General features: G+C 58.2%; 22 protein-coding genes and 1 tRNA gene. 12 read left to right on the forward strand and 11 right to left on the reverse strand.

Features of this window, described 5'->3' with window-relative positions; all coding sequences use genetic code 11:
• Positions 1-52: 52 nt before the first annotated feature.
• A complete protein-coding gene (locus QZ268_RS18130; protein WP_295455331.1) occupies positions 53-1,057 on the reverse strand; it encodes a caspase family protein in 1,005 nt (334 codons plus the stop codon).
• A 275-nt stretch (positions 1,058-1,332) separates the two neighbouring features.
• Between QZ268_RS18130 and QZ268_RS18135 the strand changes: the two genes are divergently transcribed.
• Positions 1,333-3,297, forward strand: a complete 1,965-nt coding sequence (locus tag QZ268_RS18135) for an AMP-binding protein (RefSeq protein WP_295455371.1) — start codon at positions 1,333-1,335, stop codon at positions 3,295-3,297.
• Positions 3,298-3,350: 53 nt separating this feature from the next.
• Here QZ268_RS18135 and QZ268_RS18140 read toward each other — a convergent pair whose 3' ends face one another.
• Positions 3,351-3,536, reverse strand: a complete 186-nt coding sequence (locus tag QZ268_RS18140; protein ID WP_295455333.1) for a hypothetical protein — start codon at positions 3,534-3,536, stop codon at positions 3,351-3,353.
• An 88-nt stretch (positions 3,537-3,624) separates the two neighbouring features.
• Here QZ268_RS18140 and QZ268_RS18145 point away from each other — a divergent pair, with 88 nt between their 5' ends.
• From QZ268_RS18145 to QZ268_RS18175, 7 genes are all read left to right on the forward strand, one after another.
• Entirely contained in the window at positions 3,625-4,443 is an 819-nt protein-coding gene (locus QZ268_RS18145) for an ABC transporter ATP-binding protein (protein ID WP_027241923.1), read from the forward strand.
• 29 nt (positions 4,444-4,472) lie between these two features.
• Positions 4,473-5,468, forward strand: coding sequence for a branched-chain amino acid ABC transporter permease (locus QZ268_RS18150; RefSeq protein WP_295455335.1), 996 nt, complete (start codon positions 4,473-4,475; stop codon positions 5,466-5,468).
• A gap of 111 nt (positions 5,469-5,579) precedes the next feature.
• Positions 5,580-5,834 (forward strand): hypothetical protein, encoded by a 255-nt coding sequence (locus QZ268_RS18155; RefSeq protein ID WP_295455337.1) that lies wholly within the window; start codon positions 5,580-5,582, stop codon positions 5,832-5,834.
• A gap of 3 nt (positions 5,835-5,837) precedes the next feature.
• Complete coding sequence (locus QZ268_RS18160; RefSeq protein WP_295455339.1) at positions 5,838-6,914, forward strand: branched-chain amino acid ABC transporter permease; 1,077 nt, start codon at positions 5,838-5,840, stop codon at positions 6,912-6,914.
• 99 nt (positions 6,915-7,013) lie between these two features.
• A complete protein-coding gene (locus QZ268_RS18165; protein WP_295455342.1) occupies positions 7,014-8,297 on the forward strand; it encodes an ABC transporter substrate-binding protein in 1,284 nt (427 codons plus the stop codon).
• A 132-nt stretch (positions 8,298-8,429) separates the two neighbouring features.
• Complete coding sequence (locus QZ268_RS18170) at positions 8,430-9,266, forward strand: ABC transporter ATP-binding protein (RefSeq protein ID WP_295455344.1); 837 nt, start codon at positions 8,430-8,432, stop codon at positions 9,264-9,266.
• Between the two features lie 18 nt (positions 9,267-9,284).
• Positions 9,285-10,502 carry a phenylacetate--CoA ligase family protein gene (locus QZ268_RS18175; protein WP_295455346.1) on the forward strand — a complete coding sequence of 406 codons (1,218 nt, stop codon included), beginning with the start codon at positions 9,285-9,287 and terminating at the stop codon, positions 10,500-10,502.
• A gap of 153 nt (positions 10,503-10,655) precedes the next feature.
• Here the strand turns inward: QZ268_RS18175 and QZ268_RS18180 are convergent, their stop codons facing one another.
• Complete coding sequence (locus QZ268_RS18180) at positions 10,656-11,153, reverse strand: DinB family protein (RefSeq protein ID WP_295455348.1); 498 nt, start codon at positions 11,151-11,153, stop codon at positions 10,656-10,658.
• A gap of 268 nt (positions 11,154-11,421) precedes the next feature.
• On the opposite strand from QZ268_RS18180, the gene QZ268_RS18185 reads away from it, so the two are divergent.
• On the forward strand, positions 11,422-13,098 hold the full coding sequence (locus QZ268_RS18185) for an iron ABC transporter permease (RefSeq protein ID WP_295455350.1): 1,677 nt from the start codon (positions 11,422-11,424) through the stop codon (positions 13,096-13,098).
• A 28-nt stretch (positions 13,099-13,126) separates the two neighbouring features.
• On the opposite strand, the gene QZ268_RS18190 is transcribed toward QZ268_RS18185, so the two are convergent.
• From QZ268_RS18190 to QZ268_RS18215, 6 genes are all read right to left on the reverse strand, one after another.
• The gene (locus QZ268_RS18190; RefSeq protein WP_295455352.1) at positions 13,127-13,990 is read right to left on the reverse strand and encodes a CobW family GTP-binding protein; all 864 of its coding nucleotides are present in this window, start codon (positions 13,988-13,990) and stop codon (positions 13,127-13,129) included.
• 113 nt (positions 13,991-14,103) lie between these two features.
• Positions 14,104-14,649 (reverse strand): GNAT family N-acetyltransferase, encoded by a 546-nt coding sequence (locus tag QZ268_RS18195; RefSeq protein ID WP_295455353.1) that lies wholly within the window; start codon positions 14,647-14,649, stop codon positions 14,104-14,106.
• Positions 14,646-15,194, reverse strand: a complete 549-nt coding sequence (locus tag QZ268_RS18200) for a helix-turn-helix transcriptional regulator (protein WP_295455355.1) — start codon at positions 15,192-15,194, stop codon at positions 14,646-14,648. The genes QZ268_RS18195 and QZ268_RS18200 overlap by 4 nt, the downstream gene beginning before the upstream one ends.
• Positions 15,195-15,308: 114 nt before the next feature.
• A complete protein-coding gene (locus tag QZ268_RS18205; RefSeq protein WP_295455357.1) occupies positions 15,309-16,325 on the reverse strand; it encodes a Fe(3+) ABC transporter substrate-binding protein in 1,017 nt (338 codons plus the stop codon).
• A 286-nt stretch (positions 16,326-16,611) separates the two neighbouring features.
• Positions 16,612-16,737 carry a type B 50S ribosomal protein L36 gene (gene ykgO / locus QZ268_RS18210; protein ID WP_008205324.1) on the reverse strand — a complete coding sequence of 42 codons (126 nt, stop codon included), beginning with the start codon at positions 16,735-16,737 and terminating at the stop codon, positions 16,612-16,614.
• Positions 16,738-16,817: 80 nt separating this feature from the next.
• A tRNA-Val gene (locus QZ268_RS18215) sits at positions 16,818-16,892 on the reverse strand.
• A 157-nt stretch (positions 16,893-17,049) separates the two neighbouring features.
• Here QZ268_RS18215 and QZ268_RS18220 point away from each other — a divergent pair.
• Complete coding sequence (locus tag QZ268_RS18220) at positions 17,050-17,916, forward strand: N-formylglutamate amidohydrolase (RefSeq protein ID WP_295455363.1); 867 nt, start codon at positions 17,050-17,052, stop codon at positions 17,914-17,916.
• Positions 17,917-17,948: 32 nt separating this feature from the next.
• Here the strand turns inward: QZ268_RS18220 and QZ268_RS18225 are convergent, their stop codons facing one another.
• Positions 17,949-19,202 carry a DNA polymerase IV gene (locus QZ268_RS18225; protein WP_295455365.1) on the reverse strand — a complete coding sequence of 418 codons (1,254 nt, stop codon included), beginning with the start codon at positions 19,200-19,202 and terminating at the stop codon, positions 17,949-17,951.
• Between the two features lie 97 nt (positions 19,203-19,299).
• Here QZ268_RS18225 and QZ268_RS18230 point away from each other — a divergent pair, with 97 nt between their 5' ends.
• Positions 19,300-19,698, forward strand: a complete 399-nt coding sequence (locus QZ268_RS18230) for an NUDIX hydrolase (RefSeq protein ID WP_295455367.1) — start codon at positions 19,300-19,302, stop codon at positions 19,696-19,698.
• Between the two features lie 525 nt (positions 19,699-20,223).
• On the opposite strand, the gene pyrF is transcribed toward QZ268_RS18230, so the two are convergent.
• Positions 20,224-20,931 carry an orotidine-5'-phosphate decarboxylase gene (gene pyrF / locus QZ268_RS18235; RefSeq protein WP_295455368.1) on the reverse strand — a complete coding sequence of 236 codons (708 nt, stop codon included), beginning with the start codon at positions 20,929-20,931 and terminating at the stop codon, positions 20,224-20,226.
• 263 nt (positions 20,932-21,194) lie between these two features.
• Here pyrF and clpB point away from each other — a divergent pair.
• Positions 21,195-23,567: ATP-dependent chaperone ClpB (gene clpB, locus QZ268_RS18240; RefSeq protein ID WP_295455370.1), on the forward strand; the 2,373-nt coding region annotated here is incomplete at its 3' end.

Consider the following 23,567-nt stretch of genomic DNA (forward strand, 5'->3'; position numbering starts at 1 on the left):
ATCGGCATTTTGGCTTCAAGCCACTTTGCAAGCTTGCGACGTTCGTCCAGCTTCAGGTGACAGTAGTGGGTTCCCATTCTTCATCCTCCGTGCAACTCTCTGTTTTAGTAAAGAATTTGCACTTCGTTTGTGAATCCACCGTCTGATAGGCAGAATACGCATAACACTGGTCGGCCTGCTGGGCGACTTGGAACAAGGCGCTGCATTGATCCAGTTCCGAGGTCTCTGCTTCTGTTTCGTCAGAGGCGGAGGGCGGCTGGATGCCACATTGCCCGGCCAGACAAATACGTTCGGTTGTCTGGTCATAATAGGCAGGCAGCTGCTGGTGCCCGCCATAAGAGGCGGCCTGTCGGGTGGTCTGCCTGCGGGCGTCCAGAATGGCGTCCTGAAGATAGGTGCCCGGTTTCAGGTGCTGGACAAAATTGCGGGTAAAGACAGAGAGCTTTTGATCCGGGCTGTCTGTTGGCAGATGATCCAGGGCCTGCTGCCCCTTGCCGGCGGAATAGACAATAAAGGTGCCGGTGCTGGGCAGAACTGGCGTCAACCCGCGTGTCACACCAATGGATTTTGTACCGGGGCTTTGCAAAAACGGGCTGTCGCGACAGGCGTCAATCACCGCGATGGTCAGCGCGACACCTCTGGCTTCCAGCTCATCCAGCAGGCCGTTATGGCCGTTCTGCAGCGGAATGGTGGCGTCTTCTAGCAGCTTTTGGAACTCTGGCTGCGGGCGCTGCACCTCGGTTGGAACAATATAGTTGACCCGGCCATTGCTCCAGCCATGCCCGGAATAGATAAAGGCAACATCATCGCCGGGGGCGACCTGATTGAGGAAGCTGTAAAAGGCGTGCAGGGTCTGGCGTCTGCTGAGGTCCTTGGTCAAGGTAACTGCAAAACCCAGACCTTTTAGTGCTTTAGCATAGGCTTCAGCGTCAGCATGGGTGTTGGCCAGATCCCCCAGTTCTGCGTAGTCGGAATTTCCCAAAATAAAGGCATGCCGTGCCGCAGAGACCTGCGAGGCGAGAAAGACGGTCAGAACCAGAGCCAGAAAACGTCTCATCATATCCCCCGCAAAGCACCAAATTCCATGGCAGCAATGTTGGCGGACCGTAGCCCATCTTGGCAAGTGTTGTGATTTCCAGCCCCATAGTTTTTTGCCGACATCTAAAAATTAGGCAGTCTGAGAACGGCTGTTACAATTCGTTAGATTTGTGAAAACTTCACGAAAAAGTTGACCGGCTAGCATGTTGCAGTCCCTAGTCGGGACCAGAATCGTGTGACAGCGATCTGCCGGTCGGGGAAGGCCGGAATGGGAGGAGAAAGACATTGGCTCAGATGCAGTCAGGCGCTGCGGGGAAACTCTCCCTGCCGGCGCTGCTTGAACGCAACGTAGCGGAATTCGGTGATCAGCCGGCTTACCGGGAAAAAGAATTTGGCATTTGGCAGTGCTGGACCTGGGCGGAAACCGCCAAGGAGATCGAGGCGCTGGCGCTTGGTCTTATCAATCTTGGTGTTAATGAGGGCGACTTTATCGCCATCATTGGCGGCAATCGCCCCTATATGTACTGGTCGATGGTTGCAGCCCAATCCGTGGGCGCCATCCCGGTGCCGCTGTACCAGGACGCCAACGCAGAAGAGATGGCCTATGTGCTGGACCACTGTGGCGCACGCTTTGTGATCGCCGCTGACCAGGAACAGGTCGACAAGGTGATCGAGGTGCAGGATCAGTTGCACCAGTTTGAGCACCTGATCTATCTGGATCCACGGGGCCTGCGCAAATACGACCACCACGCGCTGCATGAATATTCCCATGTTCAGAACCAGGGTCGCGCCGCCTATGACGAGTGGATCACCGATCTGAACGAACGTCGCGCCAAGCTGACCTACGACAGCACCTGCGTGATGTTGTATACCTCGGGCACCACGGGCAAACCCAAGGGCGTGGTGCTGTCCAACCGCAACATCATCGAGAGCGCTAAGAACGCTTGCGAATTTGATAAGCTGAAACAGACAGACCAGATCCTGGCCTATCTGCCGATGGCCTGGGTTGGGGACTTCATCTTCTCGATTGGTCAGGCCTATTGGAGCGGGTTCTGCGTGAACTGCCCGGAAAGCCCTGAGACCATGATGACCGATCTGCGTGAGATCGGCCCCAGCTACTATTTTGCACCGCCACGTGTGTTTGAAACTCAGCTGACCAATGTGATGATCCGCATGGAAGACGCGGGTAATTTCAAACGCAACATGTTCCACCACTTTATGGCCCATGCCAAAAGGGTTGGTCCTGATATTCTAGACGGCAAGCCCGTTGGCATGATGGACCGGCTGAAATACAAGCTGGGCGATCTGCTGGTCTATGGTCCGCTGAAAGACACGCTGGGTTTTGGCAATGTCCGCGTTGGCTATACCGCTGGTGAAGCCATCGGCCCGGAGATTTTTGAGTTCTACCGCTCGCTGGGGATTAACCTCAAACAGCTTTATGGTCAGACCGAAGCCACTGTTTTCATCACCGTGCAGCCAGATGGCGAAGTGCGGGCGGATACCGTTGGCGTACCAGCGCCAGATGTGGAAATCCGCATCTCCGACAATGGCGAGATCTTCTACCGGAGCCCGGGTACTTTTGTGGAATACTACAAAAACCCCGAAAGCACCGCAGATACCAAGGATCCCGAAGGTTGGGTTGCCACAGGTGACGCGGGCTTCTTTGAGGCAGACTCCGGCCATCTGCGCATCATCGACCGGGCCAAGGACGTTGGCAAAATGGCTGATGGCAGCATGTTTGCCCCCAAATTTGTCGAGAACAAACTGAAGTTCTATCCCGACATTCTGGAGGCGGTGCTGTTTGGCAATGAAAAAGATCGTTGCGTTGCCTTCATCAACATCGACCTTTCGGCGGTGGGTAACTGGGCAGAACGCAACAATATCGCCTATGCCTCCTATCAGGAATTGGCGGGTCACCCCAAGGTGCTTCAGTCGATCCAGGAGCATGTCTCGGAGGTGAACAAATCAGTGGCTGCGGATCCGATGCTGTCGGGCTGTCAGGTGCACCGCTTTGTGGTTCTGCACAAGGAACTGGATGCGGATGATGGTGAGATGACCCGGACCCGCAAGGTACGTCGTCGGATCGTCGAAGATAAATTCGCTGACATCATTGGCGCGCTGTATGACGGGGCGGGTGAGATTTCGACCACCACCGAAGTTACCTATGAAGACGGTCGCAAGGGATCGATCAGCGCTACGCTGACCATTATTGACGCGGATCTGTCCGCTACGGCCCAGCAGCGGGTGGCCGCAGAATGAGTACGCAATACTCAGACAGGCCTAGCGCCCGTTTCAAACCACTTGGCCTGATCTCAAACGAGGTCGGGGCAGTGTTCGGGATGAAAGGCGGTATGCACCACCTGGCGGATCATAAGCGGCGCGCTGAACTCACGGGTTCTGCGTCTGAGACTGGCGCGGCTTTCGGATGGGGACAGGCCGTTGCGTCTGCACTCAAGCGCCATATCCAACAGGCAACTGTGCTCGAACTCGCTAAACATTGCAGGGATCTCCTTGCTGCTCATCTTTCTCAAGTGTCCGCTGATTTGGTTAACATTTTAGTGTGGCGAAAAAATGGAGACGTCGCATATGCTTGACCAATCCGATAGCTATGTCACCGCAGACGGTCGCACCATCGGCGGTGTGGTGATGGAAATGAAAAACATCACCCTGCGCTTTGGCGGTGTGGTGGCGATCAAGGATATCTCTTTTGATATCCGCGAAGGCGAAATTCGCGCCATCATCGGCCCCAACGGCGCCGGCAAATCCTCGATGTTGAACGTCATCTCGGGCTTCTATGTGCCGCAAGAAGGCACGGTGGAGTTTCATGGCAAACCGCGCCCGCAGATGCGCCCCTATGAGGTGGCACAGCAGGGCATCGCCCGGACCTTCCAGAACATCGCGCTGTTTGAAGGCATGAGCGTTCTGGACAATGTTATGACGGGCCGCCTGAACCACATGAAAACCAACTTGCTTCAGCAGGCATTGTGGAAGGGCAAGGCTGAGAAGGAAGAGACCGCCAACCGTGAAGTGGTTGAAAAGGTTATCGACTTTCTTGAAATTCAGCACATTCGCAAAACACCTGTTTCCCGTCTGCCGTATGGTTTGAAAAAGCGGGTGGAACTGGCGCGGGCCCTGGCGGCAGAGCCAAAGCTGCTGCTGCTGGACGAACCGATGGCGGGGATGAACGTCGAGGAAAAAGAGGACATGTCCCGCTTTATTCTTGATGTGAACGACGAATTTGGCACCACCATCGCCCTGATCGAACATGACATGGGCGTGGTGATGGATCTGTCGGACCGCGTGGTGGTGATGGATTACGGCAAAAAAATTGGCGACGGCACACCGGACGAAGTGCGCAACAACCAGGATGTGATCGACGCCTATCTGGGGGTGGCACATGACTAAAGTTCTGACAGATATGAGGAGAGCGACTGATGTCTGACCAGTTTCTTTTTGCAACCGAAGTCTTCTTCAACGGGCTGATGGCCGGGGTGCTCTATGCACTGGTGGCGCTGGGCTTTGTCCTGATTTATAAGGCTTCCGGAATTTTCAACTACGCCCAGGGTGTTATGGCGCTGTTTGCGGCGATGACCCTGGTGGGCATCATGCAGGGGCAGGTGCCGTTCAGCCATATCATCAACGCGATGTTTGGCACCGAGGTGCACCACTTTGGCTGGCATGTGCCGGCGCTGCTGGCTATCTTGCTGACGGTTGGGGTGATGGTGATTTTTGCCTGGCTGGTGCAGCGCATCGTGATGCGCCATCTGGTCGGCCAGGAGCCGATCATCCTGTTCATGGCAACCATTGGCCTGGCGTATTTCCTCGAAGGATTTTCCGATCTGATGTGGGGCTCCGAGATCAAGAAGCTGGATGTGGGTCTGCCCCAGGGTGGCTCGTTCTGGATCGAAGACATGACCGCAGGTCTTGGCTCTGACAATTTCTACGGCTTCTTCATCGACCAACTGGACATCGTGGCGACTGTGATTGCGGCGCTTCTGGTGGTCGGGCTGGTGCTCTTTGCCCAGTATACCAAACAGGGCCGCGCCATGCGGGCTGTGGCGGATGACCACCAGGCGGCGCTGTCGGTTGGTATCTCGCTGAACTTCATCTGGGTTCTGGTCTGGTCGGTTGCGGGCTTTGTTGCCCTGGTGGCCGGGATCGTCTGGGGCACCAAGTCGGGGGTGCAGTTCTCGCTGTCCCTGATTGCGCTCAAGGCCCTGCCGGTTCTGATGCTGGGCGGCTTTACCTCCATCCCCGGCGCCATTGTTGGTGGTTTGATCATCGGCGTCGGCGAAAAGATGTTTGAATTTGCCATCGGCCCCATGGTGGGCGGTGCCACCGAGAACTGGTTTGCCTATGTGTTGGCACTCTTGTTCCTGGTGTTCAGACCGCAGGGCCTGTTTGGCGAAAAGATCATCGAGAGGGTCTGATCCCCCAAAGCAAGACTGGCCTTCCCGCTCCGTTCCGGATGGGGAGGCATCAAGAACCCCTCGCAGCCTGCGCCATGTGTGTGCGCACCGTAAACTAGGAGACCATTTAGGATGAAGCTTATCGCCATCATCAACGTGATTGCCTGGTCCGGTTTCTGGGCCTTTGGATACCTGGCCATCAGCGCCAATGGATTTTCCGAAGCTCAGATTGTCACCGCGGCGCTGCTGGCGGCTGGGGGTCTCTTTACCGGCATCATTGCTTATCTGCGCCTGGCCCGTTCTGCTGAGTCGAGCGGATATGCAAAAAAATCCAATCAAATGAGCGCAGCGGATCGTAATCGCGCGCACCAACAGGGGAGCATCTAACCCATGTTCTATCGCGAAGCCGGAGACTTCAAAGTCTCTTATGAACAGGACAGCCAGACCTTCCCGATCAAGTTTGATCGCTATCGGTATTACTTTGTGCTGCTCATCGCCTTTCTGGTCATTCCGTTCCTTATCAATGACTACTGGGCCAGCGCCATTTTGCTGCCGTTTCTGATCTACTCAATCGCTGCGATCGGCCTCAATGTTCTGGTTGGCTATGCCGGTCAGGTGAGCCTTGGGACTGGTGGTTTTATGGCTGTGGGCGCCTATGCCTGTTACAAGCTGATGACCGCCTTCCCCGAAGTGAGCATGTTTATCCATGTATTGCTGGCGGGCGGGGTTACAGGCCTGGTCTGTGTGCTGTTTGGCCTGCCAAGCCTGCGCATCAAGGGCTTTTACCTGGCGGTGGCGACACTGGCGGCGCAGTTCTTCCTGGTCTGGTTGTTCAACCGGGTGCCATGGTTTTACAACTATTCTGCCTCTGGCCAGATCAACGCGCCTGAGCGTGATGTCTTTGGCATCCTGATCACCGGCCCCAACGCACCCGCCTGGGCAACCTATCTGTTCTGCCTGGCCTTCCTGACGCTCTCTGCTTTGGTGGCCCGTAACCTGACCCGTGGCACCGTTGGCCGCAGCTGGATGGCGATCCGCGACATGGATATCGCGGCGGAAATCATCGGGGTAAACCCGCTGAAGGCGAAACTGACCGCCTTTGCAGTCTCTGGCTTTTTTATCGGCATCTCTGGGGCGTTGTTCTTTGCGCTGTACCTTGGTGCGGTAGAAGTCGGCGAGGCCTTTGGCATCACCAAGTCGTTCCAGGTTTTGTTCATGGTGATCATTGGTGGCCTGGGCTCGATCTTTGGCTCCTTTGCTGGCGCGGCCTTTCTGGTCCTGCTGCCGGTAATTCTAAAGGTGGTCGGCGTGGATGTGCTGGGTTGGCCCACAGATATCGTGGCCCATTTCCAGCTGGTGATCGTCGGGGCACTGATCGTGTTTTTCCTGATTGTGGAACCACATGGGCTGGCGCAGCTTTGGCGCGTTGCAAAAGAGAAACTGAGGCTATGGCCCTTCCCGCACTAACGCGGCAAGGTATGAGAAGAGCGGCGGGGACAAGAGCAATATTTCGGCCCCGCCTACCCAAGACGACTATCGGATGAGACCAAGGGAGGATGAATACCGATGAAAATGAAACTTACCACTTTGGCGCTGGGCGCCATGATGGCTGCGGGTCCGGCAATGGCGGACCTGGTGTTCCCATCGCTGAGCTATCGTACCGGCCCCTATGCTGCGGGCGGTATCCCGTTTGCGGATGGCTATGCTGACTATTTCACCCTCGTAAACGAGCGTGATGGCGGTATCGGTGGTGTCAAGGCACGCCTGATCGAGTGCGAGACCGGCTATAACACCGAAAAAGGTGTGGAATGCTACGAATCCACCAAAGGCGAAGGTGCCCTGGTGTATCAACCGCTCTCCACTGGCATTACCTATCAGCTGATCCCAAAAACCGCTGCTGACGGCATCCCGCTCCACACCATGGGCTATGGCCGGACCTCAGCTGCCAATGGCGATGTCTTTGGCAATGTCTTCAACTATCCGGCCAACTACTGGGATGGCGCATCTGGCATCATCAACTACCTGCTGGACGAAAACGGTGGCGACCTGAAGGGCAAGAAAATTGCTCTGGTTTACCACAACTCTGCCTACGGTAAGGAGCCTATCCGCACCCTGGAAGAGCTGGCTGCAAAGCACGGTTTTGAACTGACCGCTCTGCCTGTTGACCACCCTGGTCAGGAGCAGAAATCCCAGTGGCTGCAAATCCGCCGCGAGCGTCCTGACTTTGTCATGATGTGGGGCTGGGGCGTGATGAACCAGGTTGCCGTTCAGGAAGCCGCAAACATCCGTTTCCCAATGGAAAACTTCATTGGTGTCTGGTGGTCCGGTGCTGAGCATGACGTTCTGTCCGCGGGCGCTGCTGCTGATGGCTACAAAGCTGTGACGTTCCACAACGTTGGCCGTGACTTCCCCGTGTTTGACGACATCCAGAAATATGTTGTTGACACAGGTAAGGCAGCTGGCGCTGGCGATCAAATCGGCAACGTGCTGTATAACCGTGGTCTCTATGCGGCGATGCTGGCAGTTGAAGCCGCCAAAACCGCTCAGGAAATCCACGGCACAGCTGATATCACTCCTGCGATGATGCGCGATGGCATGGAAGCTCTGGAAATGCCCGAAGCCCGGATGTCCTCGCTTGGCATGCCCTACTTTGGCCCCTCCTTCAACGTGTCCTGTGAAAACCACGGTGGCCCTGGCCTCGTTGGTATGACCCAGTGGGACGCTGCGTCCAAAACCTGGAGCCTGGTGTCCGATTTCCAAAAGACCGACACGGATGTGATCAAGCCGCTGATTGATGCAGACTCTGCGTCTTATGCGGCTGAAAACAACATCGAATCCCAGTGTAACTAAAGACTAATCCGATCCCACATCTGTGTGGGGTCGGGCCTTAATCCGGCGCGGCGGCTTCATCCTGCCGCGCCACACCGACCAGACCCGGATGCGCCAAAAACAGCGCCCTGGACCGTATGAGGACAAGCTTTGATGCTGGATGCAGCCAACACCACTGATGTGCAGGCCGAGACCCTGCTAGAGGTCAACAATATCGAGGTGATCTACAATCACGTGATCCTGGTGCTGAAAGGCGTCAGCCTCAATGTTCCAAAAGGCGGCATTACAGCGCTTTTGGGCGGCAATGGTGCCGGTAAGACCACAACGCTCAAGGCGATCTCGAACCTGCTGCGCTCGGAGCGCGGCGAGGTGACCAAGGGATCGGTGAAATACCGTGGCAAGAATGTTCACGATGCAGACCCTGCCGAACTGGTGCGCAACGGCGTCATCCAGGTGATGGAAGGCCGCCACTGCTTTGAGCACCTGACAGTCGAAGAAAACCTGTTGACTGGCGCCTATACCCGAGCTGACCGGGGTGCGAAGATCCAGCAAGATCTTGAAATGGTTTATACCTATTTTCCACGTCTGAAAGAACGCCGCAAAAGCCAGGCGGGCTATACCTCGGGTGGGGAACAGCAGATGGTGGCCATGGGCCGCGCTTTGATGAGCCGCCCTGAAACCATCCTGCTGGATGAACCCTCGATGGGGCTGGCACCCCAGCTGGTGGAACAGATCTTTGAGATCGTCAAAACCATCAACGAACAGGAAGGCGTGACCTTCCTTCTGGCGGAACAGAACACCAATGTGGCGCTGCGCTATGCCCATTATGGCTATATTCTGGAATCCGGCCGGGTGGTGATGGATGGTCCCGCAGCAGAGCTGCGCGAAAACCCTGATGTAAAAGAGTTCTACCTTGGCATGTCCGATGATGGCCGCAAGAGCTTCCGCGATGTGCGTTCCTATCGCCGTCGTAAGCGGTGGTTGAGCTAAGGGAGTGATGGTGAACCTATGACCTATTTTGATACCCTAGAAACGCGGTCCGACGACCAGCGCGCCAGTGATCTGGCCGCGGCGCTGCCCAAACAGATTGCTTTGGCCCAAACGGCTGCCGGTTATGCCGACAGCCTGAGCGGGATTGAAGCCAGTAGCATAACGTCGGCTGCAGATCTGGCGGCACTGCCGGTACTGCGCAAGTCTGACCTCAGCAAGGCTCAGGGCGGCAATGCGCCTTTTGGTGGTTTCACTGTGAAACCGGCCTCTGGGTTTGCCCATATTTTCCAGTCGCCAGGTCCGATCTATGAACCGGGCGGCGTTGATCACGATTGGTGGCGCATGGGGCGCTTCCTGCATGCGGTTGGCATCGGCGCTGGTGATGTGGTGCAGAACTGCTTTGGCTACCATCTGACCCCTGCTGGCATGATCTTTGAAAACGGCGCCCGCGCCGTTGGTGCTGCGGTGCTACCGGCTGGCACCGGCCAGACCGAGTTGCAGGTGACAGCGGCACGGGATGTGGGTGCCACGGCCTATGCCGGCACGCCTGACTACCTGAAGGTCATTCTCGACAAGGCCGAAACCATGGGCGTAAAGCTGGGCTTTACCAAGGCGGCGGTTGGCGGCGGTGCGCTGTTTCCCTCGCTGCGTCAGGAATATGCGGATCGCGGTATTACCTGCCTGCAAAGCTACGCCACAGCGGATCTTGGCAGTATCGCCTATGAGAGCGCTGCGATGGAGGGCATGATCGTTGATGAAAACGTCATCGTCGAGATCGTCACCCCTGGTACCGGCACACCTGTTGCACCCGGTGAAGTGGGCGAGGTGGTGGTGACAACGCTCAACCCAGACTATCCGCTGATCCGTTTTGCCACGGGTGATCTGTCGGCCATCCTGCCGGGCACCTCCCCCTGCGGGCGGACCAACCTGCGGATCAAGGGCTGGATGGGGCGCGCGGATCAGACCACCAAGATCAAGGGCATGTTTGTCCGTCCTGAACAGGTCGCGGCGCTGGTTGAAAAGCATGATGAGATCGTCAAGGCCCGTGTGATTGCCGCCCGTGATGGCGAGATGGACACCATGACGGTGCAGATCGAAGCCAATGCCGGCGATGAGATCACCTTTGGCAAATCGGTAATCGAAGTGCTGAAGATGAAGGCTAAGATCGAAGTGGTCGCCCCGGGTGCCCTGCCCAAGGATGGCTTGGTGATCGAGGATCAGCGCAGCTACGATTAAACACTCCTCGGCACGGCAGCCTGAGGCCGGGCTCTCGTATCCCCGCACTGCTTGTCGGTGTCCTTTCCCTCCGATCTGCCTGGCGGCTGTCGGGGGGATTTTTATATGGGAGGGATGGGGGACAACGCTGGCCGGGGCCATGCGCGAACATGCTTATGGCATCGCCGGAATGTCCGTTGGCGCAGGTTCAGCACCCGCCGCTGTGAGCATGGCGTGTATCTGCCCCCGGTGGTGGGTCTGGTGGTTGAACAGCTGAACGACGCAGATCGCTTTTGCCATTTCGATCCTGGCAGCACCGTCAGGCGGATACCAGCTGGTCGAGCCATTGAGCTCTGCGTTGGTCAGGTCGGCTGCCCAGTTTTCGATTTCTGCATTCCGGCCTGTGCGGAGGTGCTTGAACTCAGCCCAATCTGAGGGGCTGGTCAGCGCATGTGTGATCGAATCCTGTGGGCGTTGGTTGCCTTTGATGCGCTCAAGCATGAGGGCGTCTGCCCAATAGAGATGGTTCAATGTTGCAGCTATGGATTTAAAAAACGCGCCCCGATCCTGCCAGCGCTCGGAATCGGTCAATCCATCGGCTGCAGCAACAAGGCAGGTATTTTGCCAGTTGTTGTAGCGTGCCAGGAGACGGCAATAATCGGCTGAAATCATCTTTCAGGGCCTCACTGTAATTGGGGGGATTGGATGTCTTGCATAGGCCAAGCCAGATGCACAAAGACCCACACAGGCTGTGGCACCGTGGGGTGAGTGTCAGTGTATAGGTGTCAGCGGATTTGGGTAGGCCTTTTCTGACCCTAGCTTTTGCTCAGCTACAAAAGCCTGCGCTGCAAAAACAGCCGCGTTGGGTTTCCTGCTGGAGTTTCTGACCAAAATGATCGAATAAGGGGAAAAGCCAACTAGACAGCCAAGAGCCAGATACATGACCGCCGTGAGCGAGACAGATGAATACGCCCCAAAGGGCAACCGCCGTGGGCGACGGTCGGGAACCGGGGTGTTCTCGTTTCTGGCCTGGGTTGTTGCGCTGGCTTGTATCTTGCCGATGGTTGCGGTGGCTCTGGCGGCGCTGACCGGCGGCACAGAGACGATCCGACATCTGGTCGATACCGTGCTAAGCGGCTATGCGCTGACCACCTTTGCTTTGGTGGCTCTGGTGTCTGTGGGCACACTGGGAATTGGTGTTGGTGCTGCCTGGCTGGTGACCATGACACGGTTTCCCGGCGTGCGGCTGTTTGAAATCGCCCTGGTCTTGCCGCTGGCCTTTCCGGCCTATGTTCTGGCCTATGCCTATACCTTTGTGTTGGACCATCCCGGCATTGTGCAGAGCAGTTTGCGCCAGGTGACCGGCTGGGGGCCGCGCGATTACTGGTTCCCCGAGATCCGGTCCCTGGGGGGCGCGGCGGTGATGCTGGTGCTGGTGCTGTATCCCTATGTCTATCTGTTGGCGCGGGCTGCCTTTTTGCAGCAAAGCGGCGGTGCCTTTCTGGCGGCGCGGGCGCTGGGGAAAAACGCCTTTCAGGCCTTTTGGCTGGTCAGCCTGCCAATGGCACGTCCTGCAATTGCCTCGGGCGTGTTGCTGGCAGTGATGGAGACCATCGCGGATTTTGGCACCGTGTCCTACTTTGGCGTACAGACCTTTGCCACCGGGATCTACACCAGCTGGTTCTCCATGGGGGATCGGGCGGGGGCCGCGCAACTGGCGCTGTGCTTGCTGAGTTTTGCGCTGGCGCTGGCCGTGGTGGAACGTTCGACTCGTGGCAAGGCGCGCTATCATCAGGCGGGTAAACAGCACGCGGCGATGCCACCGGCTGAGCTCAAAGGCTGGCAATCTGGCGGCGCCTGGGTGCTTTGTGCGCTGCCGGTCTGTCTGGGCTTTTTGCTGCCGGTGATTATCCTGTTCAATATGGGGCTGCAGTCCGAACAAAACCTGCTAAGCCGCCGCTATATTGGCTTTTTGCAAAACTCCCTTACCCTGGCAACACTGGCTGCGCTGCTGACGGTGCTGGCGGCGGTCTGCCTTGGCTTTTATCAGCGGCTGCGCCCCGGGCGGACGTCCTCGACGGCGGCTTATATGTCCCGGTTGGGCTATGCGGTGCCCGGTGGAGTTATTGCGGTGGGGCTGATGGTGCCTTTTGCCGCCTTTGACAATGCCCTGGACGCCTGGATGCGGGCCAATTTTGAGATCCGCACCGGGCTGCTGATTTCAGGCTCGATCTGGCTGTTGGTGGCGGCCTATATGGTGCGCTTTCTGGCGGCGGCGCTTGGCGCCTATGAAAGCGGGCAGTCCACGGTGCATGCCAATATGGATGCGGCAGCGCGGTCATTGGGGCAGGGACCCCTGGGAATGTTGCGCCGCGTGCACCTGCCGATGCTTACCCCCAGTTTGCTGACCGCCCTACTGATAGTCTTTGTCGATGTGATGAAGGAACTGCCGGCCACTCTGATCATGCGCCCCTTCAACTATGACACCCTGGCGGTGCAGGCCTACCGATTGGCCTCGGATGAGCGGCTGGAAGGCGCGGCGGTGCCGTCGCTGGTCATCGTAGCACTTGGGCTGTTGCCGGTGATCCTGATCTGTCGTCAGGTAGGACGGCGCTAGGCAAGCGCTGCTATCGCCGCTCAACCGCTCAACCGTTCCACCAATCCTCAATCTGATCCCGGCTGATCTGATCCTTTGGCCCCAGAGCCACCAGTTGGGTCTGGGTCGCGTCGCAGCGCTTGGCCTCGACGTTTTGGCCGACAATATGCAGCGCATAGGCGCCGCCGGTGGTCAGCACAAATCCCTTCATCCGGTATAGCCCCTGTGGCCGCGCTGCCAGCTTGTCGCCAAGTTCACGGCGATCAAGGGGTGTTTCGCTGTCAAATTGCCAGGTGGTAAAGGCCGGATGCGCTGTGATCCTGCTACGGCTTTGCGGCAGCGGCAGCACATCAAACAGCAGGTCAGCCAATGGCGTCGCATCCAACAGGCGCAAGCCGCGGGCGCCGATCTGGGAAAGCTGCGCCTGCAGATCCGTATCCAGCGCGGTGGTTTTGCTCACCAGCACCAGATCGGCGCTGCTGATTTGCTGACGCACCAGGTCGGCCACTGCCGGGTCGGCCAACAGCTCCGGGGTGTTTGTGCCATCCACCAAGGAGACGATGCCGCCATAGATCAGGTCAGGGATGTTTTGGATGGTGGCCGCAATCGCAGACGGATCTGACACGCCGCTGGCCTCGATCAGGATATGATCCGGGCGGTCGGCCTGAATAGCGATCTTGCGCAGCGCCATCTGCAGATCCTGATCCATACTGCAGCAGACACAGCCATTGGTCAGCGCCAGGGTCGCGCCCTCTTCGGCCTGGATCAGGGCGTCATCAATGTTCACCGCACCAAAATCATTGACCACAACCATCAGCCGTAACCCGTGGTCTTCGGCCAGCAGGCGATTAATCAGAGTGGTTTTCCCCGCACCCAGATAGCCGCTGAGCACGGTAACAGGCAGGCGGGTCATAACGCGCCTCGCGAGAGATTATGCCGCCGGGATGCTGCCGTGATCTGAACCATTTGGGCCTCCTGCCTGTCACTAGTATTGCTGCAGCTATAGGCCAGCAGACAGGACCGGGTCTAGGGGGCCTGATCTGCGGGCAGGAGGGGCTTGAACAGATAGGTGGTGGCTTCAAAAACATCCGCGCTGGGGCTGCGGCAATATCCGGGGATTGTGCCGGCAACCTGATAGCCGAGGCTTTCATACAGTTGCTGCGAGGGATCGCCGGAGCGGGTGTCCAGAACCAACAGCGTCTTGTGCTGGTGCCGCGCCTGCGCTTCTAGGGCCTGCATCAATGTCCGGCCCATCCCGCCGCGGCGGGCCTTTGGGTGAACCAGCAGTTTGGCCACATCTGCGCGGTGTTGTTGGTTGGGAGGCTGCGAAACCACCAGCTGCGCGGTGCCTTGCAGCTCACCGTCAACAAAGGCGCCAAACAGTATGGTGTCGCCGCGTTGCACTGCGGGAAAGATCTGATCGCTCCAGAACCGGGCGGCATCTTGGGGGGAAAAGGGCAGGACAAAGCTGACACTGGCACCGGCCTGAACGCAGGCCCATAGGATCTCGGCCAGCGCGTCGGTCAGGCCATGCAGTTCAGTGGCAGTCACAGGGCGTATGTCGAGTGTCATATCAGTACCAGGATGTAGCGGGCCCCCTGGGGCCCTGATGAAAATTGTGAGGATCCGGTCAGGTGATAGCGCAGGCAATCACCGACTTGCAGCGCATGGGTTGTCCCGGAGAGGGTCAGCTGCAGCGCCCCCTGTTGCAGGATCAGATGGTGTTCCAGACCAGGGCGCGACGGGGAATCATAGGTGATGGTCTGCTCGGGCGGCAAATAGCCGGCAATGACCTCGCCAGCCAAGGTCGGCGCGGGGGGCGAGAGCTGCCGTCGCTCAAACCCGGTGGTTGGATCGCGCCATATCTGTTGGTCAGCGGCGGCAATCAGCGGCGCGTGGCTGTCTTCTACCTGCATCATCAGCCGCGACATTGGCAGCGCATATGCGGCACACAGCTGGCCGAGGCTTTCAGCGGTTGGGCTGACCTCGCCCTTTTCCAAACGCGACAGGCTGGCCCGGCTGATGCCGCTTGCCTGCGCCAACTGGTCCAGTGACCAGCCCCTGTCCTGTCTGAGTGTCGCCAGCCGGTCGGCCAGGCGGCTGTTAAAGCTTTGCATCTGTATCACCTCTCTATAATGGGAGAATATTTCCCAGATATGAGATTCGCGCAAGAAAAAAACACCCGGAGCAGAATTTCTGCTCCGGGTGGATTTGCGGTCAGGGGAGGGTGTTTATTCCCAGCCGGCCTGATCAAAGATTTTCTGCGCTTCGGGGATGTTCTTGGCGACCTCAGACAGGTTCACATCGTCAGGCTTGAAGAAGCCCAGGGCGGCAATGCTTGGCGCCAGACCAACACCGGGCACGCCGGGGTATTCGTCGTTGCCCGCCGAGAAATACTGCTGCGCCTGATCCGAGGCGAGATATTCCAGGAACTTCACCGCATTGTCGCGGTTGGGTGCATTGGCGGCAACGCCGGCACCAGAAAGGTTCATGTGGGCGCCTTCGGCATCCTGCGAGGGGAAGACCCAGCCGATCATGTCACGGCTGTCGGACAGGCCTTTGACGTTCTTGCGGATCGAGCGGGCAAAATAGTAGCTGTTGCCAACGGCAATTTCGCATTCGCCGGAAACGATGCCGCGCATTTGGTCGGTGTCACCGCCCTGGGGCGCGCGGGCCATATTGGCAACGACGCCTTTGGCCCAGTCCGCAGCCTTTTCCACGCCGTGGTGGGTGACGATAGAGGCTAGCAAAGTCTGGTTATAGGTGTTGCTGGAAGAGCGAATGCAGATCTGACCTTTGTAGGCCGGATCGGCAAGTTCCAGATAGGTGCGCGGTGGGGTGGCGACATCGTTTTTGTCATAAAAGATGATCCGGGCGCGCTGTGAGAAGCCAAACCACTGGTTGTCGCTGTCCTGGATGTAGCTGGGAACCTTGGCTTCCAGAACCGCGCTGTCCACGGGCTGCAAGATGCCTGCATTTTTGGCGCGGGCCAGCCGCGAGGTGTCCACGGTCAGCAGGATATCGGCAGGAGAATTGGCGCCTTCGGCGGACATGCGGGCGATCAGCTCGTCTGCTTTGCCTTCGATCCGGTTGATGGTGATGCCGGTGGCCTCCTCAAAATCGGAATAGAGGCGCTCGTCGGTGTCATAGTGGCGTGAGGAATAGAGGTTCAACTCACCTTCGGCAGCGGCAGAGGTTGCAACGGCGGCTGCAAGAGCGCCTGCAAGGATGGTTGTGGCTTTCAACATAGCGATTCCGATCTACAAATAGTCCGCGTTGGGTCTGCGGAGTTTCCGACTGATTTTGTCAATTATAGAAAAATCCGGAGAAGGGAAATGAAAACTGACAAAAACCATCAGAAAAAATCCCTGACGGACCCGCAGCTGCGGATGAAAGCGCCATCGGGGTGGGGAAAGGAAACAAGGGAAGTCCGGATCAAGGACGTACTGGATCAAGGACGGACTGGGCAGTGTCCGAACACAAAAAAACCGCATCCAAGGATGCGGTTCTTCCGATTAGAGCGAGATCTTAGTCTCAGCCCTGGCGTGCTTTGAAGCGCGGCTGTGTCTTGTTGATCACGTAGACGCGGCCCTTGCGACGCACAATGCGGCAATCACGGTGCCGGTTCTTGAGCGAGCGGAGCGAATTCTTGACTTTCATAGTCATTCTCCTGTTCTGCGGCGCGAACCAGCGCCTGGGTTTGCGGATGTCCCGACCGAATGGCCAGAACAGTGAATTCATGGTGGGCACTACAAGGTTCGAACTTGTGACCCCTTCGATGTCAACGAAGTGCTCTACCGCTGAGCTAAGCGCCCATGAAACCCTTGCGACCCCCTGTCCCAAAATAAATGGGACGCGGAGAACCGCGCCGGTGAAGGGGTCTATAATCAGAGTCGCGAAGGGGCGCAAGAGCTTTTGATGCTAGAATTTTCGCTCTATGGTGATTTCAAGAAACCAAGGGCAGAAGCACCTATGTCAAAGCAAGCATTTTCCGTTTTTTCGCCGGTTGAACTGACGTCATCGGTGGTTTTTGCCTCACCTCATAGCGGATCTGATTACGATTCTGCCTTTTTGCAGAGTTCAATTTTGGATGCCCAGCAGATTCGCAGCTCGGAAGATGCCTTTGTGGATCAGCTTTTTGCGGATGTGACCAGATTCGGGGCACCTTTGCTTACGGCGCAAAAGCCCCGCGCCTTTCTGGATCTCAATCGCGCCACAGACGAACTGGACCCAGCCCTGATTCAGGGGGTGTCGCGCCGGGGGCAGAATCCTCGGATTGCTTCGGGGCTTGGGGTGATTCCCCGTGTGGTGGCAAATGGTCGGGCGATTTACCGGGGTAAAATGCACCAGCAAGAGGCGCAGCGGCGCATTCAGGACTATTGGCATCCCTACCACACCGCCCTTCAGGGGTTGATGCGACAGGCACAGGGCCGGTTTGGCCATTCCATTCTTATTGATTGCCATTCCATGCCCCACGAGGCCGTTGCAACTCTGCCCGCGCGGGGGGCTGTCCCGCCCGAGGTGGTGCTGGGCGATCGGTTTGGCTCTTCCGCCGGGGCGGCGGTGATGGACCAGGTCGAATCAGCCTTTGTTGGGGCGGGATTGCGGGTGGCGCGCAATGCGCCCTTTGCCGGCGCCTATATTACCCGCACCTATGGGCGCCCATCGCGGGGGCAGCATGCGGTGCAGATCGAGATTGATCGCTCTCTGTATATGAATGAGGCCGAGGTGCGCCCAAATGAAGATTTCGCGGCCTTCCGCGAGCTGTTGGGGCGGGTCGCGGGGGAAATTGCCGCGATAAAACCAGAGGATAGTAACATGCCGCTGGCGGCTGAATAGACCGGCGGCGAACGGAGGGTGGGTCCAGGCCCTTAGCGCAGGGCGCGCCCTTTCAGAATGGCGCTGTCGCCAAATCGTTTTCGAATCGCATCCGTGGCGCGCTCTGCCTGGGCGCGCTTTCCTGCCTGTGGGTCCAGCAGATCGCCACTGGAATCGGCCTGCGACTCGGGGACCAGATCCGAGATGCCACAGCCAAGCAGCCGGTACGGGCCCTGGGCGCCAACCTGATCCAGCAAGGCGCGGGATTGGCGATAGATCACATCAGCCAGTTGGGTTGGGCTGTGCAGCGATATCCGCCGGGTCAGAGCCGAATGATTGGCCCGCTTCAGTTTGAGTGTCACCACCCGCCCGGCCATGGATTTGGCCTTGGCGCGATCCGCCACCTGTTCTGCCAGTCGCCACAGATGGCCGTCCAACACATCCAGGCTGGCGGTGTCCTCCATAAAGGTGGTCTCTTTTGAGATTGATTTCACCGGGGCGTTTGCCGACACACGGCGGCGGTCTTCGCCGCGGGCCAGATGCCACAGCCGCTCCCCGGTGCCACCAAAGCGGGCGACAAGATCCTGTTGCTCCCAGCGCAGCAGATCAGAAAAACTGCGAATACCGGCCTTGTCCAAAGAGGCCTGCGCCGCCGGGCCAATTCCCCAGATCAGCCGCACCGGCTTGTCGCGCAGGAAATCGGCGGTCTCGCCCTTGCCAATAACCGAAAATCCGCGCGGTTTATCCAGGTCAGAGGCGACCTTGGCCAGGAACTTATTGTGCGACAACCCGATGGACCCGGTGATCCCCAGCTCGTCTTTCATCCGTTTGACCAATCGCGCCAGCATCACTGCGGGGGGGCGGCCGTGCAGTTTCTCGGTGCCAGACAAATCCATAAAGGCCTCATCCAGCGACAGGGGCTCCACTTCGGGGGTGAGCTCATCCATCATCGCGCGCACCGCCCGGCTGACCTCGACATAGGCGGACATGCGCGGTTTGATCACCACCGCATCGGGGCAGAGCTTCAGCGCCTGAAACATCGGCATGGCAGAGCGAACGCCGCGGATGCGCGCCACATAACAGGCGGTGGACACAACCCCGCGCTTGCCGCCGCCGATGATCACCGGTTTGCTGGCGAGCTCGGGATTGTCGCGTTTCTCGACGCTCGCATAAAAGGCATCGCAATCCATATGGGCGATGGTCAAAGAGAATAGCTCATCATGCTGTTTGATGCGCGGGCTGCCACAGTTTGGGCAGCGTCGCGTCGGAGCGATCTGGCTGAGGCAATCACGGCATAGGGCTTGCATGGCGCAGTGGAGGCTTTATCTCTGTGTGGAGCGATACAGCATTTTACCCCGGCTGTTTCGGCTTGTCTGTAGGACTATCAGCTTACAAGTGAAGAACATGTCTTTTTCCGGTGCAAAACTGGCCCTGTTTCTGGGGCACGATCTGTTGGTGATCAAGCGCGATGACAAGCCGGATATTCCCTATCCGGGCTATTGGGATCTGCCCGGAGGCGGGCGCGAAGACGGGGAAAGCCCCGAAGCCTGTGTGCTGCGCGAAACCCTAGAAGAAGTCGGCCTGTCGATCCCTGCGTCAGATCTGACCTGGTCCCAAAGTTACCAGCGTCCACGTGGCACTGTTTGGTTCTTTGCCAGCCATCAACCGGCGGAGCTGGTGAAACAGGTCCGGCTGGGGTCTGAGGGGCAATGCTGGCGCCTGATGGCGCCGCAGAGTTATTGCAGCCACGCCCTGGCGGTGCCGCATTTTGCCGAACAGTTGCAAAGCTACCTGACGGGCTGAGCCGCGGTCTGCACCGATGGGCTGGGTCGCGGCGCTGCAAGAGCGCACCGTGTTTTTTTCTATGATCAGGGCAAAAAATTCCCCCGCTCTCAGGCGGGGGCAGGAAGACGAGCCTCAGGAAGAGGAGCTCGTCAGGGGAGTGTCTCGGGATCAGAATCGCCCATAGCGGAGCGTTACGCAAATTTCATCGTGTGTGCGTATTGGTGCGCAACCGTTCGATGTGGCTTTCGTGTCACGTGGCAATTTGGCACAGCAAGGCGCGTGGGATGGAATTTTCACTTGAATACAGGGTGTTGACGCAGGGTAAGCTGCGGGATTGCGTATCAAGCCTTCGTTGCTGGGAAGGCGATCCCAAAGTAATTTGTTTGATGCATTTTTGGGCAGACGTGGCATTGATCGGGGTTTGCAACTCTTTTCAGTGGCAAACGATCAGGTAATGCGCCAGAAAAGCGCCGCAACAATTGCCGCTCCCTCCTGATCGCCAAAGGGAGCGGATGCGATCCACGCTGACTGGTTTTTTACGGCTCAGGCCGCGCGGAGCTCGTCTAGAATCGCTAGGGCTGCTGCCCGTGGATCAGTAGCTTGCCAGATGGGGCGTCCTACCACAATGTGATCGGCGCCATCGGCAATGGCACTGGCCGGAGTTGCCACACGCTTTTGATCCCCCAGATCTGCCCCCACCGGGCGCACGCCTGGGGTGACAATCAGCTTGCCTGCGGCCTCGGGCAGGGCGCGAATGAGCGCCGCCTCTTGTGGGCTGGCAATCACCCCATCGGCACCAGCGGCAAAGGCATTGCCGGCGCGTTCCTGCACCAAATCGCGGATCTCACCGGGTTTGATCAGGGCGCCATCCAGATCACCGCGATCCAGCGAGGTCAGAATGGTCACGGCGAGGATCTTCATGTCTTTGCCTGCAGCGCCCTCTTTGGCGGCTTTCACCACATAGGGGTCGCCATGCACCGTCAGAAAATCCAGGTCAAACTGCGCCAGGCCACGCACGGCGCTTTCAACGGTGGCGCCGATGTCAAACAGCTTCATGTCGAGAAAGATCCGCTTGCCCAGCTCCTGCTTTAGCTCATTGGCCAGCGCCAACCCGCCGCCTGTCAGCATGCCAAGGCCGATCTTGTAGAAGGAAACTGCATCGCCCAGCTGTTCGGCCAGCTTCAACCCGGCCAAGGCATCGGGAACATCCATGGCAACAATCAGGCGGTCGGCGGCTGTGGTCTGGGACATGAGGCTTCTCCGGAAATCTGGGCTGAGTATCAGGGCTGAGGGATTGGCGCTTTCCTACTGCGCTGCTGAGAGTGGGGAAAGCCCCAAAAGGGGGAGTCTTTCCTTGGCATTGATACATATCAGGGATTTTTCAGGAATTTTGCCACAGTATGATCTTGAAGAGGCGCTAAGACCTCCCAAATTGATCTGTGAGGCCCGGACCGGGGCGTGCCGCAAAGCGGGCGCAACCACATCTATTCGGGCGCTTGTAAAAGGAGAAAGACATGGACTTGAACAAGTTCACCGAGCGGGCACGGGGTTTCGTGCAGGCGGCGCAGACCATTGCGATGCGCGAAGAGCATCAGCGGATGATGCCGGAACATCTACTCAAAGCATTGATGGATGACGATCAGGGGCTGGCGAGCAATCTGATTGGTAAATCTGGTGGCAATGCCGCCCAGGTGGTTGTGGCTGTTGATATTGCCGTGGGCAAGCTGCCCAAAGTCAGCGGCGACGCCGCGCAGGTCTATCTGGACGGCCAGACTGCCAAGGTTCTGGATGAGGCCAGCAAGATCGCCGAGAAGGCCGGCGACAGCTTTGTGCCCGTCGAGCGGGTGCTGATGGCGCTGTGCATGGTGAAATCCAAGGCCAAAGACGCGCTGGAGGCAGGTGACGTCACCGCGCAGAAGCTGAATGAAGCCGTCAACGATATTCGTAAAGGCCGCACAGCGGACAGCGCCACCGCCGAAGAAGGCTATGACGCGCTGAAGAAATACGCCCGCGATCTGACCGAGGCGGCGCGCGAAGGCAAGATTGACCCTATTATTGGCCGCGATGAGGAAATCCGCCGCGCCATGCAGGTGCTGTCGCGCCGAACCAAGAACAATCCGGTTCTCATTGGTGAGCCGGGCGTGGGTAAAACCGCAATCGCCGAAGGCATGGCCTTGCGCATCGTCAACGGGGATGTGCCCGAATCTCTGCGCGATAAGCAGCTGTTGTCCCTGGACATGGGCGCGCTGATTGCCGGGGCCAAGTATCGTGGCGAATTCGAAGAGCGCCTGAAGGCGGTTCTGACCGAAGTCACCGAGGCTGCGGGTGAAATCATTCTGTTCATTGACGAGATGCACACCCTGGTGGGCGCGGGCAAATCCGATGGCGCCATGGATGCGGCCAACCTGATCAAACCTGCGCTGGCGCGCGGTGAGCTGCACTGTATCGGGGCCACCACACTGGATGAGTACCGCAAATATGTGGAAAAAGACGCGGCCCTGGCCCGCCGGTTCCAGCCCGTTGTGGTGCAGGAACCCACGGTAGAAGACACCGTGTCGATTCTGCGCGGCATCAAGGAAAAGTATGAGCTGCACCACGGGGTACGGATCGCCGATGCCGCCCTGGTCGCGGCGGCAACCCTGTCGAACCGCTATATCACTGACCGTTTCCTGCCGGATAAGGCCATTGATCTGGTGGATGAGGCCGCCAGCCGTTTGCGTATGCAGGTGGACAGCAAACCAGAAGAACTGGATGCGCTGGACCGTCAGATCCTGCAGATGCAGATCGAGGAAGAGGCGCTGAAGGTCGAAGACGATGCCGCCTCCAAGGATCGGCTGGAAACCCTGCAAAAGGAGCTTTCGGATCTGCAGGAACAGTCCTCTGAGATGACCGCGCAGTGGCAGGCCGAACGGGATAAGCTGGCCGGTGCCCGCGACATCAAGGAACAGTTGGACCGCGCCCGCGCCGATCTGGAAATCGCCAAGCGTGAGGCCAATCTGGCCCGCGCCGGGGAGCTGTCCTATGGCGTTATCCCGGATCTGGAAAAGCAGTTGGTCGCGGCCGAAAGCCGTGAAGAGCAGGATGTGCTGGTCGAAGAGGCGGTGCGGCCCGAGCAAATCGCCGGGGTGGTGGAACGTTGGACCGGTATCCCGACCTCCAAAATGCTGGAGGGCGAGCGCGACAAACTGCTGCGCATGGAAGACGCGCTGCATTCCCGTGTCATTGGCCAGAACGCGCCGGTGACGGCGGTGGCCAATGCAGTGCGCCGGGCACGGGCTGGGCTCAACGATGAAAACCGCCCCTTGGGCTCTTTCCTGTTCCTGGGGCCAACCGGGGTAGGGAAAACAGAGCTGACCAAGGCGGTGGCGAACTTCCTGTTTGACGACGACAACGCCATGGTGCGGATCGACATGTCAGAATACATGGAAAAGCACAGCGTTGCCCGTCTGATCGGTGCACCTCCCGGCTATGTGGGCTATGACGAAGGCGGCGCCTTGACCGAGGCAGTGCGTCGGCGCCCTTATCAGGTGGTGCTGTTTGACGAGGTGGAAAAAGCGCATGGCGATGTGTTTAATGTACTGCTGCAAGTGCTGGATGATGGCCGCCTGACCGATGGCCAAGGACGCACGGTAGATTTTTCCAACACGCTTATCATTTTGACATCCAATTTGGGGTCACAACATTTGGCCGATTTGCCCGATGGCGCTGATATATCAGAGGCAGAACCCGCTGTGATGGATATTGTGCGCGGCCATTTCCGCCCTGAATTTCTAAACCGTCTGGACGAAATTGTCCTGTTCCACCGGCTTGCCGCGAATGACATGGCGCCGATTGTGGATATACAGGTGGGCCGCGTTCAAAAATTGCTGAACGACCGGAAAATCAAA

Origin of the sequence: uncultured Pseudophaeobacter sp., from assembly GCA_905479575.1 — a bacterium.
In the GTDB taxonomy this organism is placed as follows: domain Bacteria; phylum Pseudomonadota; class Alphaproteobacteria; order Rhodobacterales; family Rhodobacteraceae; genus Pseudophaeobacter.

Bases quoted from the DNA above. Each gene is read 5' to 3' on its own strand.
- QZ268_RS18130 (WP_295455331.1), bottom strand. From the start codon at position 1,057: ATGAGACGTTTTCTGGCTCTGGTTCTGACCGTCTTTCTCGCCTCGCAG.
- QZ268_RS18135 (WP_295455371.1), top strand. From the start codon at position 1,333: ATGCAGTCAGGCGCTGCGGGGAAACTCTCCCTGCCGGCGCTGCTTGAA.
- QZ268_RS18140 (WP_295455333.1), bottom strand. From the start codon at position 3,536: ATGTTTAGCGAGTTCGAGCACAGTTGCCTGTTGGATATGGCGCTTGAG.
- QZ268_RS18145 (WP_027241923.1), top strand. From the start codon at position 3,625: ATGCTTGACCAATCCGATAGCTATGTCACCGCAGACGGTCGCACCATC.
- QZ268_RS18150 (WP_295455335.1), top strand. From the start codon at position 4,473: ATGTCTGACCAGTTTCTTTTTGCAACCGAAGTCTTCTTCAACGGGCTG.
- QZ268_RS18155 (WP_295455337.1), top strand. From the start codon at position 5,580: ATGAAGCTTATCGCCATCATCAACGTGATTGCCTGGTCCGGTTTCTGG.
- QZ268_RS18160 (WP_295455339.1), top strand. From the start codon at position 5,838: ATGTTCTATCGCGAAGCCGGAGACTTCAAAGTCTCTTATGAACAGGAC.
- QZ268_RS18165 (WP_295455342.1), top strand. From the start codon at position 7,014: ATGAAAATGAAACTTACCACTTTGGCGCTGGGCGCCATGATGGCTGCG.
- QZ268_RS18170 (WP_295455344.1), top strand. From the start codon at position 8,430: ATGCTGGATGCAGCCAACACCACTGATGTGCAGGCCGAGACCCTGCTA.
- QZ268_RS18175 (WP_295455346.1), top strand. From the start codon at position 9,285: ATGACCTATTTTGATACCCTAGAAACGCGGTCCGACGACCAGCGCGCC.
- QZ268_RS18180 (WP_295455348.1), bottom strand. From the start codon at position 11,153: ATGATTTCAGCCGATTATTGCCGTCTCCTGGCACGCTACAACAACTGG.
- QZ268_RS18185 (WP_295455350.1), top strand. From the start codon at position 11,422: ATGACCGCCGTGAGCGAGACAGATGAATACGCCCCAAAGGGCAACCGC.
- QZ268_RS18190 (WP_295455352.1), bottom strand. From the start codon at position 13,990: ATGACCCGCCTGCCTGTTACCGTGCTCAGCGGCTATCTGGGTGCGGGG.
- QZ268_RS18195 (WP_295455353.1), bottom strand. From the start codon at position 14,649: ATGACACTCGACATACGCCCTGTGACTGCCACTGAACTGCATGGCCTG.
- QZ268_RS18200 (WP_295455355.1), bottom strand. From the start codon at position 15,194: ATGCAAAGCTTTAACAGCCGCCTGGCCGACCGGCTGGCGACACTCAGA.
- QZ268_RS18205 (WP_295455357.1), bottom strand. From the start codon at position 16,325: ATGTTGAAAGCCACAACCATCCTTGCAGGCGCTCTTGCAGCCGCCGTT.
- ykgO (WP_008205324.1), bottom strand. From the start codon at position 16,737: ATGAAAGTCAAGAATTCGCTCCGCTCGCTCAAGAACCGGCACCGTGAT.
- QZ268_RS18220 (WP_295455363.1), top strand. From the start codon at position 17,050: ATGTCAAAGCAAGCATTTTCCGTTTTTTCGCCGGTTGAACTGACGTCA.
- QZ268_RS18225 (WP_295455365.1), bottom strand. From the start codon at position 19,202: ATGCAAGCCCTATGCCGTGATTGCCTCAGCCAGATCGCTCCGACGCGA.
- QZ268_RS18230 (WP_295455367.1), top strand. From the start codon at position 19,300: ATGTCTTTTTCCGGTGCAAAACTGGCCCTGTTTCTGGGGCACGATCTG.
- pyrF (WP_295455368.1), bottom strand. From the start codon at position 20,931: ATGTCCCAGACCACAGCCGCCGACCGCCTGATTGTTGCCATGGATGTT.